Origin of the sequence: Sphaerisporangium sp. NPDC049003, from assembly GCF_043197795.1 — a bacterium.
Taxonomy (GTDB): domain Bacteria; phylum Actinomycetota; class Actinomycetes; order Streptosporangiales; family Streptosporangiaceae; genus Sphaerisporangium.
Map to the genome: position 1 here is coordinate 70188 of NZ_JBICTU010000031.1, position 19127 is coordinate 89314.

Sequence of the window (19127 nt, forward strand, 5' to 3'; positions counted from 1 at the left end):
ACCGAATTTCGGTGGACTATGAGACGATGCGAGGGACCAAGATCGGCTTCCGCGTTCCCAACGAGCGGGACAAGGCCAGGACGACCAGGCTCGAAGTCCAGTTCCCCACCGATCACCCGCTTCCCTTCGTCTCGGTCAGGCCGGTTCCCGGCTGGGACGTGAAGCTCACCAAGGGCAAGCTGCCCAAGCCCGTGGTCTCCGACGACGGGGACAAGGTCACCGAGTCCGTACTCAAGATCACCTGGACGGGCGGGAAGATCGAGCCGGGGCAGTTCCAGGAGTTCGAGGTCTCGGTCGGCCCGCTGCCCAAGGACGTGGACGAGCTGACCTTCCCCACCATCCAGACCTACTCGGGCGGTGAGGTCGTCAAGTGGGCCGACGCGCCCAAGGCCGACGGGTCCGAGCCCGAACACCCGGCCCCAGTCCTCAAGCTGGTGGCCGCCACCGAGGATGACGGCCACTCGGACATGGCCTCCGCCACGCCGTCGGCCGCCGCTCCGTCGGTGACCCCGATCGCGGAGGCCTCATCGGGCACGCCCGGCGACTCCGACGGTACGGCCAGGCTGCTGGGTGCCTTGGGCATCGTGATCGGCCTGCTCGGGGCCGTGATCGGCGTGGCCGGACTGCGGCGCTCGCGCGGCTAGAGGGCGCGGCGGGCGAGACGGGTCACGTGCTCGGGAGCTCGCGAGCACGCTGCAGCTCGGCGTTGATGCGCAGGGCCTCGGCGAGCTGGTCCTCCAGGATGATGATGCGGCAGGCGGAGTCCAGCGCCGTACCTTGGTCGATCAGTTCCCGGGCCCTCGCGGCAAGGCGCAGTTGGTAGCGGGAGTAGCGGCGGTGGCCGCCCTCGGAGCGCTGCGGTGTGATCAGCCTGGCGGTGTCCAGGCTGCGCAGGAACGCCGGCGTGACGCCGAGGATCTCCGCGGCGCGGCCCATGCTGTACGCCGGGTAGTCGTCATCGTCGAACTTGTCGTCGTGGCTGCTGTCGGATGTGTCGCCGGCCGAGGCCGGATGCGTTTGCTCCACTAAACCTTCCGGAACGCGAACAGGGGCCCCGGTGCCGAAGTGCACCGGGGCCCAACGAGGTTCAACACCATCTACCGGCCATTCGGCCGGCTTGTCGTTTCCGCGTCAGCCGCCCTGTGGAGGCGGGGACGCGGGGATCGCTTGTACGTGACCGTAGACCACCTTCCCATCCGTGGAGCTGCGGCACCCGCGCGGCGGAACTCAACCGGCGACGGGCGATCCTGATGGCGCCTAACACTCCCTTCTGCTTCTTGACGTCATTTCAAACGTCGGCGGCCCCTTTGGCTGCCCAGGCAGCGGATCCACGGCCCGAGCCCTTCCACTGCACCGGCCCCGGCACGTCCGATCTGCGCCATTCCATTCATCCAGGCAGTTCGTCTCTGCCTTGGCTCGTGGACTTGTCCTTAGCGATGACAGGAACTCTATCGTCGATGCCGCTCAATGTCTACATCAAGCACTGCAGATTTTAGGAGCGCCCCACAGAAGGTTCATGGTCGGGGGACCGGCCATGGCTCACCGGGCCGGATCGTCTCGGTCACGCCAGGGCCGGCTCGCGCGCGCGGCCACCTGGACCTGTCGCATATGCGCGTCGAAAGCCGCGAGGACGTCGTCGATGGTCATGTTGGGTGTGGTCCACTCGCCGCACGAGCACGCCCCGAACGAGAAGGGCGCCAGCCGCTCGATGGCGGTCAGGTCGTCGTACTCCTGCAGCTGGTGGGCATCGCGGTCAACCAGCGGGTCGAGCCTCCAGTGCGGCATGCCGCTCATCACCAATCTCCTGTCCGGCCCGGCAGCGAGGCCGGCCAGGCGTCGGGTACGTCTGGCGCAGGCCCTTCCACCCTGATTTTGCAGCGTGTGGCTCCAGGTTGATACAAGCCGCTTGCGGGCGCCGCCGGTGTCACCTCGCCGGTCGCGGCGAGTCGCGGAGCCCGGCCGCTGTCGCGTCCGTCAGGGCGTTCACCTCTTCGGACGTGAGCTCGCCGCCGCGTCCGTAGTCGGCGGCGAAGCGGTCCTCGCCCAGCGGGAGTGACTGACCAAGGTAAGACCGCCCCCGTCTCGACCTGAGCGGCCAAGTCAGGATTTGCCGCCCGTCAGCCGTTCCATGGCGCCGGCGAGTCCCGTCCATGCCTGCTCGGTGTCGGACGTCAGGCCGTGAGGCGACCGGAAGTCGCCGATGTACACGGCGACTTCGTCGAGGTCCCAGCGGAGGCGGTATAGCGCCAGCGTGGACGGATCCGGCCGCCGGCCGCTCGCCTCCGCGTACCGCGCCAGATCGTCCGGGTCCTCGGCGACCGACCACAGATCTCGCTCCGGCATCGCCAGCCCGACCGTGTCCCAATCGACCAGCATGCGCCGCTCTCCCAGCCGCAGCACATTGCCGGGATGCGGCTCGCCGTGGGTGACGACGGGCTTCCGGCCCGCCCTGGTCACGTCCCCGGCTCGCCGATCGAACTCGTCCAGCCGCCGGCGGAGGGCGGAGGCGCCGTCCGACACCAGTGCCCTCGCGCGTTCGGCGAACGGACCCCCATGCCAGGGCCGCCCCAGCTCGTCCAGACCCGTCTCCAGTGTGGCGCGCGTCGAGAGGTCCGGGAGCAGAGCGGGGGCCGAGGCCGGAGGTGCCGCCCGATGCAGTGCGGCGAGCATGTCGAGCACCAGGCCGCGCTCGTCTGATGAGAGCGCCTGGCCGAAGTCGCCGGGTGCGCCGTCCACGAACGGGAAGACGCTGACGGCGTACCGCGACCCGAGCCGTCGCAGGGTCTCGCCGGCAGCGGTTCGCAGCGGTGCCACGACGAAGTCCAGTTTCCCGTGGTTCCGCAGGTCGAAGGCGGTGTCCATCGCGCGGCCCAGCCCATCCCAGGCGTCCGCCACCCCTGCCCCGTACTGGACCTTCCGCGTCAGGTCGGCCACGGTGACGAACCAGCGCCATCCCCGGGCGTCGAGCGCGGTCCAGTGATAGTCGCCGAACCCGACCGGCGCGTACGCCAGCGAGACGGCGTCGACGTCCCACGCGCACAAGGCGCGCCGCAATTCAGGCTCCGCAACGCCGTCCAGTCGATCTCGCACCCCGCGAGGCTAACCACCGAGAACGCCCCTCCGCATCTCGGTTCCGGCCGGCCGTACCGGCTCCCGGTGGGGCCCAAGGTCCCGCCGCCTCGGGACTTTCATCGCTGACCACGCGCGACGCCGGCGGGCACACTTGCTGTGGAGGCAGTTCCGGACCGAAGCACGGAACGGGAAGGCAATGAACGCTCACACAGCCGGCGAGATCTCCGACACGTTGCACACCGCCGTCGAGGCGGCCGTCTGGGCGCCTTCGACGCACAACACCCAGCCGTGGTCCTTCGCCGTCTCCGGGGACGAGATCAGCCTGCGCGCGGACCCGGACAGGAAGCTGCGCCTCGCCGACGCGACCGGCCGCCAGATGCTGATCAGCTGCGGCGCGGCGCTGTTCAACGTACGGATCGCCCTTCGTTCGCTCGGCTGCGAACCCGAGGTACGGCGGTTCCCGGATCCGGACCGCCCGCTCCTGCTGGCCACGATCCGGCCGCGGGAGGGCGTGGAGGCCGACGAGCAGACCCTGTCGCTGTACAGAGAGGTCGAGCGGCGCCGCACGCATCGCGCCGGGTTCACCACCGCGCGTGTCAGGGAGCAGGTGACAGAGACGCTGATGGCCCAGGCGAGCACCGAGGGGGCCCGCTTGATGCCCATCCGGTCGGAGGTCGAGGCCCGCGTGCTGGCCGCGCTCACCAGCGCCGCGCAGGACGTCCAGTCCCAGGACCGCATGTTCGGCCTGGAGTTGATCCGCTGGGCCCGGCCTCCCGGCAGCACCCGCAGGGACGGCGTGCCGGCCCACGGCTACCCGATCACCCGGAGGCGTACGTACCCGCAGCATTTCGCCCAGCGGGACTACGCCTGGGGGCACACCTGGGGCAGCGAGGGCGAACAGCGCAGGTCCACGGCGACCGGGCTCGTGGCCATGCTCACCACGCCGGGCGACTCCCGGCACGACTGGCTCGCCGCCGGCCAGGCGTTGCAGCGCACCCTGCTCCGCGCCTCCGCCTGCGGGCTCAGCGCGGCCTTCCACACTCAGGCGCTGGAGATGCCCGAGTTGCGGGAGTTCATCCGCGACCATCTGTGCTCCGGCGCGTTCCCACAGATGATCATGAGGTTGGGCTTCGTGCGGGACGGGGCGGGAAGCGTCCGCCGGTCGTGCTCGGAGGTGCTGGAGGAGCGCTGATCGCACGCGCCGGCGGCTTGGAGGAGTCATGAACGTTGACACGATGACGGCGGCCGATGTGATGAGCCGGGTACTGGTCACGGTCAGGCCGGACGAGTCGCCCCTGATGGCCTGGGAGCTCATGCGCAGGGGAGGCGTCCACCACCTGCCCGTGGTCGACGCCCGGCTCCACGTGCTCGGCGTTCTGAGTCGGGAGGACATCGCCTCGCACTGGTCCGGAGGGCCGGCCGAGCAGTCGGACGAGCAGGTCCGGACGTTGCTGGGCGGGCGCAGGTGCCCGCATGTGGCACCGGACTCGCCGATGCCCTGCGTCGCCGCCGCGATGGTGGACTCCGGGGTCGACGTGGTGCCCGTGATCGGCCCATCGGGGAACCTGGAAGGTCTCGTCACCTCCACCGATGTGCTCCGAGCCGTCGCCGGGCGCCGCACGCCACCGGGCGGAGCCACCGAGATGGCCGTAGGGCTGTTCCGCCTGGAGCCTGTGCTCCCACCGAAGCCATCGAGGGCGCCTGAGGACATCTGAGGACATCCGCCGGCGCGCGCGAGGGCCACGGCCGCCCGTACTCGGAGCCCGGCGTGTGGAAGATCCATCCAGGGACGAGGGTCCCTCGCCGGAGGGCACTTCGACTCTGTGGGCCCCTGGGGCATCGGCGGAATCTTGGAGCCATGACACGATCTCTGCCCGAAGAGTGCGACGTCCTGCTGCGTGACGGCGGTATCGCTCACATCCGCCCCCTGCGTGACTCCGATCGGGCCGCGCTTCACGACCTGGTCGACAGGTCGTCCGAACGCTCCACCTATCTGCGGTTCGCGACCGGCGGCACCGCCACGGCCCACGCCTACATGGACCGCATGACCGGGCCTGGCTACCGGGGTCAGGCGCTGGTGGCGCTGGTGCGCGGACGGCCGGTCGGGGTGGCCGAGTACGTCGGCGATGACGCCGGCGAGCAGGCAGACCTGGGAATCCTCATCGACGACGAGACGCACGGCCACGGTCTGGGCACGGTGCTGCTGGAACACCTCGCGCTGAACGCGGCGGAGAACGGCGTCAAGGAACTCGTGGCGGACGTGCTGGCCGAGAACGGGCCGGTGATCCAGATGCTGAAGGACACGGGCCTGGAGCTGCGGCGGAGCCATCTCGACGGCTGGGTGAACTTCCAGATCTCCACGGCGACCAGCGCGGGGCTGTTGACCAAGATGGACGCCCGCGAGCACGAGGCCGAACGCAACTCGCTGGCCGGTGTATTCGCCCCACGATCGGTGGCGGTGATCGGAGCGGGCCGCGACCCGGCCGGTGTGGGGCACAGGGTGCTGCGCAACCTGATCGACGGCGGCTTCCCGGGCGCGCTCTACCCGGTCAACCCCAAGGCGACCGAGGTGTGCGGCCTGCGCGCGCACCCCGGCCTCGCGGCCGTCCTGGGTCCGGTGGACCTCGCCGTGATCGCCACCCCCGCCGCCACGGTGGCCGGGGTGGCCCGCGACTGCGCCGCCCACGGAGTGCGCGGTCTGGTCGTGGTGAGTTCGGGGTTCGCCGAGGCGGGCGACCGTGACCAGGAGTCCGAGCTGGTCAGGATCTGCCGGGAGGCGGGGATGCGCCTGGTCGGGCCGAACTGCCTGGGCATCGTGAACACCGCCGCCTCGCTCAACGCCAGCTTCCTCCCCGGCCGGCCGAGGGCCGGGAAGCTGGGACTCATGTCGCAGTCCGGTGCCGTCGCCGCCGCGTTGATCGACCGTGCCGCCGAGATCGGCCTCGGCGTCTCCTCGTTCGCCTCGGTCGGCAACAAGGCCGACGTCAGCGGCAACGACCTGCTGGAGTACTGGCAGGACGACCCCGTGACCGAGGTCATCGCGCTCTATCTGGAATCCTTCGGCAACCCCCGAAGGTTCGGCCGCATCGCCCGCCGGGTCAGTGCCACCAAGCCGGTCCTGGTGGTGAAGAGCGGTCGCAGCGCCGCCGGTGAGCGTGCCGTACGGTCGCACACCGCCGCGGCCGCGACCCCGGACGCCGCGGTGGACGCGCTCCTGCGCGCCTCGGGCGTGATCAGGGAGGACAGCGTGCGGGACCTGCTGGACACCGCCCGGCTGCTCGCCGCCCAGCCGCTCCCCGCCGGCGGGCGGGTCGCGATCGTGGGCAACTCCGGGGGACCGCAGGCCATGACCGCCGACGCGTGCGAGCAGCGGGGCCTTGTGGTCCCCGAGCTCTCCCCGGCCACGCGGGAGGCCCTGCGCGCCCGGCTGCGTACGGCCGCGGCGGTCGGCAACCCGGTGGACGTGACCGCCGACGGCGAGGCCGGGGAGCTCGCGGACGCGGTGCGAACGGTGCTGGCCGATCCGGACGCCGACGCCGTGCTGGTCGTCTACACCCCGCCGTTCGGCTCGGGGCTGACCAGGACCCGGGAGGCGATCGCCGCCGCCGCCGAGGGAGCGGGCAAGACCGTGCTGGCGTGCGTGCTCGGACATGACGGGATGATCGGAGCGAACGTGCCGAGCTATGCCTTTCCCGAGCAGGCCGTACATGCCCTCAGCCGCGTCGTGGAGTACGCGACCTGGCGCTCGCGGCCTGAGGATCCGGCCGTCGAGGTGCCCCCGGCGCAGGCCGCGTCCGCACGTGAGATCGTACGGGCCGACCTGGTGGACCATCCCGACGGCCGCTGGCTCGACCATGACACGGCGGCCCGGCTGCTCGGGTGCTACGGCATCCCGGTGGCCGAGTCGGTGCCGGTCGACGGAGCCGATTCCGCCGGTGAGGCCGCCGCCCGGCTCGGCCTGCCCGTCGTGCTCAAGGCCACCGGGCCCGACCTCGTGCACAAGAGCGACGTGGGCGGCGTCCAGGTGAACCTGCGCGGCGCCGAGGAGGTACGGCGGGCCTACCGGGAGATGCGGGAGCGCGTCGGTCCGGCCATGACCGGCGCCCTGGTGCAGCACATGGTCACCGACGGTGTCGAGATGATCGTCGGTGGGGTGGCGCACGAGACGTTCGGGCCGTTGGTCATGGTCGGCATGGGGGGAGTGACCGCCGAACTGCTGGCCGATCACGCCTTCCGGGTCCCGCCGATCAGCGACGCGGACGCCGCCCGGATGCTGGGCGAGCTCCGATGCGCACCGCTGCTCAGGGGCTACCGGGGCCGTCCGGCGGCGAACGCGGAGGCGTTGCGGGCGCAGATCATCGGGGTGGGCCGCCTCATGGACGACCTTCCCGAAGTGGCGGAGCTCGACCTCAACCCCGTGATCGTCACACCCTCCGGCGCGGTCGCCGTCGATGTGCGCGTGCGGTTGGAGCCCGCCCGGTCCCGTCAGTCCCCGTTCCGCCGCAGGCTGCGCTGAAGGCCGCCGATGCGGTGTAGGGGCCGGACCGGACTTGGTGTCAAACTCCCTGGTATGACGGAGAACAAGCCGCGTTCGCTTTTCCCGCACATGCGGCTGGACGAGTTGCTGTCGGAGCTGCAGACGCGGCTGGAAGCCGTGCTCGCCACCCGTGACCGCGTGCACGGCCTGCTGGACGCGGTCGTCTCGGTGGGGAGCGACCTCGATCTGAAAACCGTCTTGCACCGGATCGTGGAGACCGCCACGACCCTGGTGGACGCCAGTTACGGGGCGCTCGGAGTGATCGGCGACGGCAACACGCTGGTGCAGTTCGTCCCGGTGGGGCTGAGCGAGGAGGAGATCGCCCGCATCGAGCACTGGCCGCACGGCCTGGGGCTGCTCGGGCTGCTCATCAAGGAGCCCCAGACTCTGCGGCTGGCCCATATCTCCCAGCATCCCGAGTCCTACGGTTTCCCCCCGGGGCATCCGCCGATGGGCAGCTTCCTCGGCGTGCCGGTCCGGGTGCGGAACGAGGTGTTCGGCAACCTCTACCTCACCGAGAAGCGCGGAGGCGGTGAGTTCGACGAAGAGGACGAGGCGATCGTCGTCGCCCTGGCCACCGCCGCCGGCGTGGCCATCGAGAACGCCCGGCTGTACGAGGAGACCCGTCGTCGCGAGAGCTGGCTGGAGGCCTCCTCGGAGGTCACCACCCGCCTGCTGTCGGGAGCCGAGCCGCAGGAGGTGCTCGCGTTGATGGCGCGGCGGGCCCGTGACATGGCCGACGCCGACGTCGTGGCACTCCTGCTCCCCGGCGACGACGCGGACACCCTCCGGCTCGTCCTCGAAGACGGCGAGGACGAGAAGCAGTACAGCATCGCGGAGGTCTCCGGCGCCCTCGCCGGAAGGGCCTTCGTGACCGGTGAGGCGCTCATGGTGGACAGCCCCGCCGAAAGCGACGTCCTCATCGCCTTCGCCCAGCCCGTCCCGGTCGGGCCGGTGGCGGCCGTTCCGTTCGGCGCTCCGGGTGCCGTGCGGGGTGTGCTGTCCCTGGGAAAGCGACCGGGACGCAGTCCCTATAGCCACTCCGAGCTGCGCACCCTTCACGCCTTCGCCGGGCAGGCGGCCGTCGCGCTGGAACTGGCCGAGACGCGCAAGGACGCCGAGCGGCTGGGGTTGCTGGAAGATCGCGACCGGATCGCCAAGGATCTTCACGATGTCGTCATCCAGCGGCTCTTCGCGGTGGCCATGACGCTCATGAGCGCGGTCCGCCTGGTGGAGCGACCGGAGGCCTCCGCCAGGCTGCAGAGCGCGATCGACGAGCTCGACGGCACCATCCGTCAGATCCGCTCCACCATCTTCGCCCTCACGACCCCCAGCCGGCCGGGCGCGCCGAGCCTGCGTGCCCAGATCGTGGACGTCGTGGAGGCCGCGCGCGGCCACCTCGGATTCATGCCGGGGCTGAACATGGAAGGCCAGCTGGACAACGGCGTCCCGCCGGAGATCGCCGAGCAGGTGCCGGCCGTGCTGCGCGAGGCGCTGTCCAACGTGGTGCGCCACGCGAAGGCCTCCCGCGCCGACGTGACGACCCGTACCCACCAGGGATGGCTCACGGTGATCGTGGAGGACAACGGGGTCGGACTGCCGGCGGAGGGGAGACGCAGCGGCCTGCGCAACCTCGAAGAGCGCGCGGACCGGCTCGGAGGGTCGTTCGAGATGAACACGCCCGCATCCGGAGGCGCCCGCCTGGAGTGGCGGGTGCCGCTCGCCTGACGCCGGCGGGCTCACCCAGGCAGCGGCCGGTTCATCGCAGGGCCGTCTGAACTTCCCTCTCCTTGACCGGTGCGGTCCTCCTCCGGTGCAGGAGCATCATGAGGCCTCCCGCCGCGAGCCCCCAGAACGCGGCGCCCACCCCGAGCAGCGTCAGCCCCGACGCGGTCACCACGAAGGTCACCACCGCCGCCTCCCGGCCCTCGGGCTCGGCCACGGCCGTGGTCACCGCCGAGGCGAGCGCACCGATCAGGGCCAGGCCGGCGACGGCCTCGATGAGCACCGGCGGGGACAGGACGACGAGCGCGGTCGCCAGGCCCGCCCCGACGCCCAGGACGATCATCGAGCCGCCGGCCGCGACCGACGCGATCCACCGGCGGCCCGGGTCGGGCTCGGCGTCCGGCCCGGCGGCCAGCGCGGCGGTGATGGCCGCCAGGTTCACCGCGTGGCCGCCGAAGGGTGCGCCGAGGACGCTGGCCAGGCCGGTGCCGGCGAGGATCCCGCGCAGCGGCGGATGGTAGCCGTAACCGGCCAGGACCGCCATGCCCGGGATGTTCTGCGAGGCCATGGTGACCAGGAACAGAGGCAGCGCGATGCTGACCATCGCCGAGGCGCTCCACGCCGGGACGGTGAGATCGACGACCGGCCGTACGTCCACCGCGCCCAGCCCCGGCCCCGCCACGGTGATCGCCCCGATCGCGACGAGCAGGGCCCCGGGGATCGCCCACTTGCGGGCGAAGCGGCTGAGGAGCGCCCAGGTGAGCACGACGGGACCGGCCATCCACGGGATCTCGCCGAGCGCCCGCGCCGGAGCCACGCACAGGTCGAGCAGGACCCCGGCCAGCATGGCACTGGCGATCGGGGCGGGGATGGCCGCGATGCGGCGGCCCAGCGCGGGGAACAGGCCCGCGGCGACGACGAGCAGCCCGGAGACCATGAACGCGCCCACCGCGACGGGGAACCCGCCCTCCACGGCACCGGTGGACACCAGCAGGGCCGCGCCCGGGGTGGACCAGGCGATGGTGATCGGCAGGCGCTGCCGCACGCTGAGCACGATGGCCACCACGCCGTTGGCCACACACAGCGCGAGCAGCCCCGACGCCGCCTGCGCCTGGTCGGCTCCCACGGCCCGGAGCCCGGCCAGTACCACGGCGAAGGAGCTGGCGAAGCCGACGAGCGCGGTCACCACGCCCGCCAGCACCGGTTGCAACAGGCGCGTCATGCCAGGATCCCCTCGGAGGTGTTCCGTATACGGAACGGCGTCGTCCTGGCACCATAGCCTCATGGAACGCGCCTCCGAAAGCCTTTTTCATCGTGAACGCTGATGCGTCCGACATTGGACAGCGAATCCGCAGGTTGCGCCAGGAACGCGGCATATCGCTTTCTGAGCTCGCCCGGCGCGCCGGGGTCGGCAAGGCCACGCTGTCCGGGCTGGAGAACGGCACCCGCAACCCGACGCTGGAGACCCTCTGGGCGGTCACGGCCCAGCTCGGCGTCCCGCTGGCGGTCGCGCTCGGGCCGAATCCCCTGGTTCAGGGCACCGCGGTCCACGGCGTGCTGCTCCAGGTCTTCCAGGACGAGGCCGTGACCTACGAGCTCTACCGGCTGGTGATCCAGACAGGGGCCACGCAGATCTCCCCCGCCCACCACCAGGGGGTGACCGAGCACATCACCGTCTTCTCCGGGACCCTTGAGGCGGGCCCCGTGGACTCACCCCTGCTCGCGGGGCCCGGCGAGCACATCACCTGGTCGTCGGACGTCCCGCACAGCTACGCCGCGATCGGCGGCCAGGACGTCCACGCCAGCCTCCTCATGCGCTACCCCCACCGCTGACCTCCGGCCAATCCGCGGACTCCGCACCGGCCCGGCCCCTGGTCCGCCGTGACGTCACCGCGTCGGAGTTTCAGGGCTGATCGACGGCGGGCAGGCGAAGGACGAACCGCGCGCCTTTGGGGGAGTCCTCGATCAGAAGGGTTCCGTGGTGGGCGCCGGCGACCTCGCGGCAGAGGGCGAGGCCGAGTCCGCTCCCCTTGGGGTCGCGGCGCCGGGCGTCCTTCAGGCGGGTGAAGGGCTCGAAGACGCGTTCACGATCTTCTGGTGCGATGCCGTCGCCGTCGTCGGTCACGGTCACCACGGCCTGGCCGCCGGAGCCGCCGACGGTCACCTCGACTCGGGTGGCGGCGTGCCGCTGCGCGTTGACCAGCAGGTTGCTCAAGAGCCCGGTCAGGTGCAGCGGGTTGCCCATGACCTTCACGTCGTGGTCGACACGGGCGCGCACCGGCACGCCCCGGATCCGGGTCGCCACCTCCTGCCTCACCAGCGCGCCGAGGTCGACCGGCTCGTGCGGGGCGGGGACGGCCGTCTGGATGTGGGCGTACATGAGCACTTCGTTGATGATCGCCTGGCACCGCTCGGTGGTCGAAAGTGCGGTCTGGATGGTGCTGCGCGGATCCATCTCGCCGGGGTACAGCAGCGCCTCCTCCAGTTGCGCCCGCAGGCCGGAGATCGGGGACCTGAGCTCGTGGGTGACCAGGGAGGCGAAGTGGCGGAGCTGGTCCACCGCCGTTTCGAGCTGGGCGAGGTTCTGGTTGGAGGCGCGGGCGAGCTGCGCGATCTCATCGCGACCGGGAGGCTGGGGCACCCGCTGGCTCAGGTCGGTCACCGTGATCTCGGACGTCTTCTCGCGGATGGCCTTGATCGGACGCAGCGTCCGGCCCACGACCATCCAGGTCGTCCACGCCGCGAAGGCCGTGGCCAGCAGGGCTCCGGCGCCGGCGTAGAGCTCCAGATGGTGCTCGGCGAGGCTCAGCGGCTCACGCGTACCGGCGTAGACGAAGTGAGGTTCTCCGCCCCAGAGCTGGCGGGCGACCTGGGGAGGGACCCGGATCGCGGTGACCAGGACGCACCCGTGCCGCGTGGAGCATTCGACGCGATCCTGGATCCGGTCGTCGACGGAGGGCTGGTCCGAGCTCAGAGGAGGGCTGCCCGCAAGCGGTGCGCTGGCCTGCACCACCCGGCCTTGGGAGTCGACGAGCTGGAGAAGGTTGACCTCGTTCGTCGGGGTCGGCCGCGTGTTGCCTGGCTGCATGGCCGCGATCCAGTCCGTGGCCACGCGCTGCGTCTCCAGGAAGGTGATGGCCTGGGTCCTGAGCCGGATCGTGTAGTCGAGGCCGAGCCCGATCAGCGTGAAGGCGACCAGGGACAGCACCGCCGTCGCGATCGTGTACCGTGCCCGGATCGAGGACGGCCGAAGCCGCGGCATGAGCCCGCGAATCATGGTGCCCCCCAAACGATCTCATCGCACGTGAATGCGCAGGTCAAGACACCTATTCAACCTCATCCGCCAGACAAAGCGGACATGGGCGTCGAGTTACCGGCGGCCTCCTGCCTCACCCCGCCCAGGGGCCGAGGACGTCCATGACGTGGACTTATGCCAATTCGGTATAGATCCGAACGTTTCCGTCTTGGATGCCATCAAACGACGACGCGCGACTGCCCGTCGCACCCAGCACACGTCCGGAAGGCTTCACCATGCCCACCCAGCATCGTCGACGCGCCACCCGCGGCCTCGGGAGGCTCTGATGCGACAGGGGAAGGCATCGAAGATCGCGCGTCTTGCCGGGGTGGCGGTGGCGGCGGGGATGCTGGCCGCGGGGCTCGCGCTGCCCGCCGTGGGGGGCGCGGGGGTGGCGATCATCGGCGCGTCGGACGGGCTCGACCTCAAGCCCGCCGAACTCCCTGAACCCCCGCTCGCCGAGAAGACGACGGTCCTCGACGCCAACGGGCACCCGATCGCGCAGTTCTGGGACGTGTACCGCGAGGTCGTCCCGCTCCGCCAGGTGGCCGATGTCATGAAGACGGCCATCATCTCGATCGAGGACGACCGCTTCTACGAGCACGGCGCGATCGACCTCGAAGGCACCATGCGGGCGCTGGCGAGGAACCTCCAGTCGGGCGGGGTGAGCCAGGGCGGCTCCACCATCACCCAGCAGTACGTCAAGCAGGTGCTGCTGAACACGGCCGTCACCAAGAAGGAGAAGGAAAAGGCCCTGGAGGCCACCTACGGGCGCAAACTCAACGAGCTGCGCTTCGCGATGGGGGTCGAGCAGAAGTACACCAAGGACCAGATCCTTGAGAAGTACCTCAACATCGCCTACTTCGGCGCCGGGGCCAACGGCATCGAGGCCGCGGCCAAACGGTTTTTCGGCGTGCACGCCTCCCGGATCACGCTGTGGCAGGCGGCCACCCTGGCGGGGGCCGTGCAGCTGCCCACCGCCACCGATCCGGAGGGCGGCAGGAAGAACCGGCAACGGCTGCTGGAACGGCGCGACGTCGTGCTCGACCGGATGAGGGAGCTCGGCAAGATCACTCCCCAGCAGGCCGCCGAGGCCAAGTCCAAGAAGCTCGGCTACAAGGGCACGCCCCTGCCCGGCAACTGCACGGCGAGCCCCTACCCCTACTTCTGCGTGTACGTGCGTGAGGAGTTCCTGCGCGATCCCGCGTTCGGCAGGACCGAGGAGGACAACGCCCGGCTCCTCTACCGCGGCGGTCTGACGATCAGGACGACGCTCGACCCCCGCATGCAGGCGGCGGCCGAGAAGGCCATCAAGAAGCACGTCCACGCCTCCGACAACCCCGTCGCCTCCGAGGCCCTGGTCCAGCCGGGCACCGGGATGATCAAGGCAATGGCGGCCAGCCGCGGGTACGGCACCTCCGCGCGCCGCCACGAGATGTCGTACAACATCGTGGCCGACACCGGCCACGGCGGCCTCGGCGGGTTCCAGGCGGGCTCGACGTTCAAGACCTTCACGCTGATCACGGCCCTGGAGCAGGGCATGAAGATCGACGACGGCTTCAGCGTCGGCGACGGCTACCGCGCCACGGGCTACTCCGCCTTCACGAACTGCAAGGGCGAGAACGTCGGCGACCCGACGCACACCGTCACCAACGACGAAGGATCTCCCGGCTTCAAGTCGCTGCGGACCGGCACCTGGCAGTCGGTCAACACCTTCTTCATGGAACTGGAGCGCCGCGTCGGCCTGTGCGACACCGTCCGGACCGCCAGGTCACTGGGCATCAAGCGGGCCGACGGCCGGAAGTTGCAGGAGTACGAGACCTTCACTCTCGGCATCAACGAGATGGACCCGGTGACCGTCGCCAACGCCTACGCCGCCATCGCCGCGCGCGGGAAGTACTGCGCTCCCATGGCCATCACCCAGGTCACCGCCCAGGACGGCGAGGTGACCGACTTCCGGTCGAAGTGCCGCCAGGCGCTGGATCCCGAAGTCGCGGACGCCGCGGCGCACATCCTGTCGGGGGTGTTCACCAAGGGCACGATGCGGGCGGCGGGCGGGATCGGCAGGGACGCCGCCGGCAAGACCGGCACCAACGACGACCAGTCGAGCGCGTGGTTCGCGGGATTCACCCCCGACCTTGCCGGCGCGGTGAGCATCGGCGACCCCCGAGGCGCCATCGCGCACAAGCTCAACGGCGTCACCATCGGGGGCAGGTACTACGGCGCCGTCTTCGGGGCCACCATCCCCGGGCCGATCTGGAACGACACCATGATGGCCGCACTCAGGGGAGTGAACGCCACGTCCTTCACCCCGATCGACTCGGCGCGCTTCGGCGGCTGCGGGCAGAACTGCCCGTCAGACCGCCCGGCCCCCGGCGACGGAGAGGGCGGTGACGGTCCCGCGGCGCCCACTGTTCAGTGAGGAGGCCCTCGCGGCCCGCTGACCACCATCCCGCGCGCGAGCCACAGGCCGCGGCGCCTCCTCGTCGTCGGCGGTACGGCCCGGATCCGATTCGAACCTGTGTACGACTCTGTGGATACTGTGGATAACTTCTTCTCCGGGCCGGCCAGGGAGCGGGCCGCGCCTTCTACGGCGGAGCCACCCTCAGGGCGAGGGCGGCTTCGCCGGGAGCGCCGCTACGGCTCCGGAACCAGGCCGCCGGCGGCGTCCGCGGGGTCGACGTAGAGCTTGTCGAACCCGGCGAGCGGGGCGGAGCCGGCGGGTGCGCCAACGTACGCTCAGCGGGTCGCGCCGGGGATACGCCAGTTCTCCCCTACCACCGTGTTATGGGACAGACCTCGCTGGACGATGAGGCTCGCCGCCGCCTGAGAGGGACGGGCCGGGGTCGCCCTGCGCCCCGGCCCGCCGTGGTGCTCAGCTTCCGTAGACCTCGAAGGTGAACAGGGAGTACCCGTACGCCGTGCCCCGGGCGGTGCCGTAGATGCGCACGTACCGGGTGGAGGCGTTCAGGCCGGTGTTGTCGTCCTCGCCGCCGTTGCCGCCGGTCACCGACCGGGCGGTGGTCCAGGTGGTGCCGTTGGGTGAGGTCTGGATCTGGTACGCCGAACCGTAGGCGGCCTCCCACACAAGGCGCACCCGGTTGATGGTGTAGGTGGCGCCCAGGTCGACCTGGATCCACTGCGGGTCGGAGAACGCGCTGGACCACCGGGTCGTCGCCGACGCGTCCACCGCGGCCGAGGCCGGGTAGGCGGCCGACTCGACGCTGGAGGCCGTCGCCGGCTTGTTCAGCGCGAGGTTCGACGTCGGCGGCGGTGTGCCGCCGCTGGTGAACGTGAAGGAGTCGATGTCGAACAGCGAGCCCGCGCCACCGGTGAAGACCAGGAACAGGTTCGTCGTCCCTGCCGGCGGTGTCACGGTGCCGGTGACGTTGACCCAGGTCTCCCAGCCGCCGGTCGGCGCGACCGTGGCCGTGCCGATCACCGTCCCGGTCGCCGAACCGGCCCGCAGGGTGAGCGTGCCGCCCGCCCCACCCGACGCGACCCGGGCCGTGAACGAGGTGACCCCGGTCAGGTTGTACGGCGTGAACGAGATCCAGTCCCCGTTCTCGATGTACCCGACCGCGTTGCCGCCGTTGGCGGAGGCCTTGGCCACGACCGTCACACCCTGCTGGGCGTTGTAGTGCTCGGCCTGCCGGATCCGCGGCTGCAGGACGGCCTGCGGCGCGTGGACGGCCGTGGTCGAGCCGACCGGGGTGTACTCCGCGTCGAAGACGCCGAAGATGTTCGCGTTGGCGTCGTGCTCACCGTCCACGGTGGTCTGGATGGTGCCGGAGCAGCCGGTCGCGCTGGTGAGCGGGTGGCCGTGGCTGTCGTGGCCGAGGATGTAGGTGATCTTCACCCGGCTGCAGTCGATGGTCGGGGCGTTCGGATCGGTGACGCTGATCTGGAACGGGATCGCGTCGCCGAAGCTGAACACCCGCCCGTTGAGCGGCAGGTTGAGCGTGACCTTCGGTTGGCCGACGCTGATGGTGATGCTCGCCGTGGCACTGCGGCCGGTGTTGTCGCTCACGGTCAGGGTCGCCGTGTACGTGCCGTTGGACGCGTAGGTGAACGACGGGTTGGCCGCGGTCGAGTCGGTGCTGCCGTTCGATGTGAAGTCCCACGCGTAGGTGATCGGGTCGCCGTCCGGGTCGGTGGTCCCGGCCGAGCTGAACTGCACGGCGAGCGGCGCGTTCCCGGAGCTCGGGTTGGCGTTGATCACCGGGATGGGGGCTCGGCCGGTGCCCGAGTTGTACTCGATCCTGTACACGGCCGAGTTGGCGTCGCCGCCGAACCAGCCGGTGCCGTAGTCGAGCACGTACAGCGCGCCGTCCGGCCCGAACTCCATGTCCATCACCTGGGTGCCGGTCCAGGCAGGGAAGGCCTCGATCGCGCCCACCCCGCCGCCGGAGGCCACGGTGGCCGTCTTGATCCATCGCCGGCCGAACTCTCCGAGGAACACCTTGCCGTCCATCGAGGCCGGGAACTTCACGTCCGAGGCGAGCGCGGCGTCGTAGTGGTAGACCGGGCCGCCCATCGGCGACCAGCTTCCGCAGCACAGCTCCTGCCGGTCCTGGCCGACTCCGTACGGCAGCCAGGCGGCGCGCGAGGCCGGGAGCTGGGTGATGCCGGTGTTGTTGCGCGAGTTGTTCACCGGCCCGCCGGCGCAGTTGAACGCGGGGCCCGAGGGCCCGGACGGGAACTGGAAGTCGACGTACGGCACGTTGAACTGCGAGCAGTACGGCCAGCCGTAGAAGCCGGGCTGGGTGATGCGCTCGAACGACACCGACGCCGCCGGGCCCCGGTTGGGGTCGGCGGTGCCCGCGTCCGGCCCGTAGTCACCGAGGTAGACCGTGCCGGTGGCCCGGTCGACGCTCATCCGGAACGGGTTGCGGAAACCCATCGCGTAGATCTCGGGCCGGGTGTTCGCGGTGCCGGGCGCGAACATGTTGCCCGCCGGGATGGTGTAGCCGCCGGTCGCGCCCGGCTTGACCCGTAGCACCTTGCCCCGCAGGTCGTTGCTGTTGCCTGCGGTGCGCTGCGCGTCGTAGGCCGGGTTGCGGTCGGTCCGCTCGTCGATCGGCGTGAAGCCGCTGGAGTCGAACGGGTTCGTGTCGTCACCGGTGGAGAGGTAGAGGTTGCCGGCCGCGTCGAAGTCGATGTCGCCGCCGACATGGCAGCACATGCCGCGGCTGGTGGGGACGTCCAGGATGGTGACCGCGGAGGCCGCGTTGAGGGTGTTGTCCGCGTTGACCGTGTACCGGGCCAGCCGGTTCACGCCGTTGAACGGGGCGAACTGGGCCGCCGTCCCGGAGGCCGGCGCGTCACCGCCCGGGGTGGACAGCGGCGGCGCGTAGTAGACGTACACCCACCGGTTCGACGCGAAGTTCGGGTCGGCCTTGATGCTCTGCAGGCCCTCCTCGTCGTGCGTGTACACCGGGATGGTGAGCGCCACCTTGGTGTTGCCGAGCACGTCGGTGTAGCGGATCGTGCCGTCGCGCGAGGTGTGCAGCACACCCCGGTTGGGCAGGACGGTCAGGCCCATCGGCTCGCCGGTCTCCGCCGCGCCCTTGGCCAGCGTCACCTGGGTGTAGCCGGGTGCCGCGAGCGCCGCGGCGTTCGGTGCGGCCTGTGCCGGAGGGGCCAGACTCAGGGCGGCCGTAAGTACGGCGACGCATGAGGCCAGTCTTCGTAACATGATCGGTTGGTCTCGCTTCCTGTCGTACGAGTCCAGACAGGCGTGCGCCGATCACGCCAACGACGCGGAGAGTGGGGGAATCCGTCAGCGACGTCGTTCGGACAAATGTGTACCGCTGTAGATAGAACAGTCAACAGGTCTCTGTCAGAGGGGGTGAGTCACCTCGCCTTCGAGCGCTGCGGGGTCGGGACAAGCCGTCAAGCGGTCGCGGATGGACGCGCTGGGGGCGTCACGAAGGGGGCCGTCGCCGGTCGTCGTGGGCGGCGGTGGCGCTGGGACACGGGGGTCGATGGGCCTCGGAGCGCGACCTTCGTCGCAGGAGACGAAGGATGCGGTGCTGCGGTGGCAACTCGCTGCACCTCCTGAACTTTCGCCAAATGCCCGGCTTGTTCTGGTGTGAGCCTAGAATGTTGCGTAGAAACTGTCTAGATGTTACGGCTGGTGCGAGGGCGCTTTTATCGTTCTGCGACAAAAGTGCGGCGTCGTCAGTCGAAACTCCACCTGCGGGGCACAGGCCAGCGCCAGGCCGAAGGCCGGCGATCCCCAGCCGATCGCGCCGGGCGAGCGTTGGACCCGCGCCGGACGAGTGCCGGACCCAGGAGAGGCGAGTGTCGGACCCGGGGCAGACGAGTGCCGGACCGCGCCGGAAGACGACCGCCTTCCCTCCGTCGCGGGCCGACACTCGAAGGTCGCGCCTGGGAACCGTCAGACCTCTTCGACGCTGCTCGGCTCACGCCGGGACAGGTCGATGCCGAGCTCCTCCGCCGCGCGGAAGACGTCCTCGTCGGTGTCGCGCATCT

At 70.6% G+C, this 19127-nt stretch carries 13 protein-coding genes; 7 read left to right on the forward strand and 6 right to left on the reverse strand.

Annotated elements, in window-relative coordinates; translation table 11 throughout:
- The first annotated feature begins 26 nt into the window (after window positions 1-26).
- On the forward strand, window positions 27-644 hold the full coding sequence (locus ACGFIV_RS29735) for a YcnI family protein (RefSeq protein ID WP_358547329.1): 618 nt from the start codon (window positions 27-29) through the stop codon (window positions 642-644).
- Window positions 645-666: 22 nt separating this feature from the next.
- Here the strand turns inward: ACGFIV_RS29735 and ACGFIV_RS29740 are convergent, their stop codons facing one another.
- From ACGFIV_RS29740 to ACGFIV_RS29750, 3 genes are all read right to left on the reverse strand, one after another.
- Window positions 667-936: a MerR family transcriptional regulator gene (locus ACGFIV_RS29740; protein WP_358547364.1), complete on the reverse strand. Its 270-nt coding sequence runs from the start codon at window positions 934-936 to the stop codon at window positions 667-669.
- Between the two features lie 603 nt (window positions 937-1539).
- The gene (locus tag ACGFIV_RS29745; RefSeq protein ID WP_358547332.1) at window positions 1540-1794 is read right to left on the reverse strand and encodes a hypothetical protein; all 255 of its coding nucleotides are present in this window, start codon (window positions 1792-1794) and stop codon (window positions 1540-1542) included.
- A gap of 306 nt (window positions 1795-2100) precedes the next feature.
- A complete protein-coding gene (locus ACGFIV_RS29750; protein ID WP_392838277.1) occupies window positions 2101-3090 on the reverse strand; it encodes a phosphotransferase in 990 nt (329 codons plus the stop codon).
- Window positions 3091-3268: 178 nt separating this feature from the next.
- Between ACGFIV_RS29750 and ACGFIV_RS29755 the strand changes: the two genes are divergently transcribed.
- From ACGFIV_RS29755 to ACGFIV_RS29770, 4 genes are all read left to right on the forward strand, one after another.
- Complete coding sequence (locus tag ACGFIV_RS29755; protein WP_392838278.1) at window positions 3269-4264, forward strand: Acg family FMN-binding oxidoreductase; 996 nt, start codon at window positions 3269-3271, stop codon at window positions 4262-4264.
- A 28-nt stretch (window positions 4265-4292) separates the two neighbouring features.
- Window positions 4293-4787, forward strand: coding sequence for an HPP family protein (locus ACGFIV_RS29760; RefSeq protein WP_392838279.1), 495 nt, complete (start codon window positions 4293-4295; stop codon window positions 4785-4787).
- A gap of 143 nt (window positions 4788-4930) precedes the next feature.
- On the forward strand, window positions 4931-7588 hold the full coding sequence (locus ACGFIV_RS29765) for a GNAT family N-acetyltransferase (RefSeq protein WP_358547342.1): 2658 nt from the start codon (window positions 4931-4933) through the stop codon (window positions 7586-7588).
- A gap of 54 nt (window positions 7589-7642) precedes the next feature.
- Window positions 7643-9337, forward strand: coding sequence for a GAF domain-containing protein (locus ACGFIV_RS29770; protein ID WP_358547345.1), 1695 nt, complete (start codon window positions 7643-7645; stop codon window positions 9335-9337).
- Between the two features lie 31 nt (window positions 9338-9368).
- Here ACGFIV_RS29770 and ACGFIV_RS29775 read toward each other — a convergent pair whose 3' ends face one another.
- A complete protein-coding gene (locus ACGFIV_RS29775; RefSeq protein WP_358547347.1) occupies window positions 9369-10556 on the reverse strand; it encodes a benzoate/H(+) symporter BenE family transporter in 1188 nt (395 codons plus the stop codon).
- A 92-nt stretch (window positions 10557-10648) separates the two neighbouring features.
- Between ACGFIV_RS29775 and ACGFIV_RS29780 the strand changes: the two genes are divergently transcribed.
- Window positions 10649-11167, forward strand: a complete 519-nt coding sequence (locus ACGFIV_RS29780; RefSeq protein WP_358547349.1) for an XRE family transcriptional regulator — start codon at window positions 10649-10651, stop codon at window positions 11165-11167.
- Between the two features lie 70 nt (window positions 11168-11237).
- Here ACGFIV_RS29780 and ACGFIV_RS29785 read toward each other — a convergent pair whose 3' ends face one another.
- The gene (locus ACGFIV_RS29785) at window positions 11238-12596 is read right to left on the reverse strand and encodes a sensor histidine kinase (RefSeq protein WP_392838280.1); all 1359 of its coding nucleotides are present in this window, start codon (window positions 12594-12596) and stop codon (window positions 11238-11240) included.
- Window positions 12597-12915: 319 nt separating this feature from the next.
- Here ACGFIV_RS29785 and ACGFIV_RS29790 point away from each other — a divergent pair, with 319 nt between their 5' ends.
- On the forward strand, window positions 12916-15051 hold the full coding sequence (locus ACGFIV_RS29790) for a transglycosylase domain-containing protein (protein WP_392838281.1): 2136 nt from the start codon (window positions 12916-12918) through the stop codon (window positions 15049-15051).
- A gap of 453 nt (window positions 15052-15504) precedes the next feature.
- Here ACGFIV_RS29790 and ACGFIV_RS29795 read toward each other — a convergent pair whose 3' ends face one another.
- A complete protein-coding gene (locus tag ACGFIV_RS29795; protein WP_358547358.1) occupies window positions 15505-18327 on the reverse strand; it encodes a carbohydrate-binding protein in 2823 nt (940 codons plus the stop codon).
- Window positions 18328-19127: the final 800 nt, after the last annotated feature.

Coding starts and splice junctions, on each gene's coding strand:
- ACGFIV_RS29745 (WP_358547332.1), bottom strand. CDS start 1,794: ATGAGCGGCATGCCGCACTGGAGGCTCGACCCGCTGGTTGACCGCGAT.
- ACGFIV_RS29775 (WP_358547347.1), bottom strand. CDS start 10,556: ATGACGCGCCTGTTGCAACCGGTGCTGGCGGGCGTGGTGACCGCGCTC.
- ACGFIV_RS29770 (WP_358547345.1), top strand. CDS start 7,643: ATGACGGAGAACAAGCCGCGTTCGCTTTTCCCGCACATGCGGCTGGAC.
- ACGFIV_RS29785 (WP_392838280.1), bottom strand. CDS start 12,596: ATGCCGCGGCTTCGGCCGTCCTCGATCCGGGCACGGTACACGATCGCG.
- ACGFIV_RS29790 (WP_392838281.1), top strand. CDS start 12,916: ATGCGACAGGGGAAGGCATCGAAGATCGCGCGTCTTGCCGGGGTGGCG.
- ACGFIV_RS29755 (WP_392838278.1), top strand. CDS start 3,269: ATGAACGCTCACACAGCCGGCGAGATCTCCGACACGTTGCACACCGCC.
- ACGFIV_RS29740 (WP_358547364.1), bottom strand. CDS start 936: ATGGGCCGCGCCGCGGAGATCCTCGGCGTCACGCCGGCGTTCCTGCGC.
- ACGFIV_RS29760 (WP_392838279.1), top strand. CDS start 4,293: ATGAACGTTGACACGATGACGGCGGCCGATGTGATGAGCCGGGTACTG.
- ACGFIV_RS29765 (WP_358547342.1), top strand. CDS start 4,931: ATGACACGATCTCTGCCCGAAGAGTGCGACGTCCTGCTGCGTGACGGC.
- ACGFIV_RS29735 (WP_358547329.1), top strand. CDS start 27: ATGCGAGGGACCAAGATCGGCTTCCGCGTTCCCAACGAGCGGGACAAG.
- ACGFIV_RS29795 (WP_358547358.1), bottom strand. CDS start 18,327: ATGTTACGAAGACTGGCCTCATGCGTCGCCGTACTTACGGCCGCCCTG.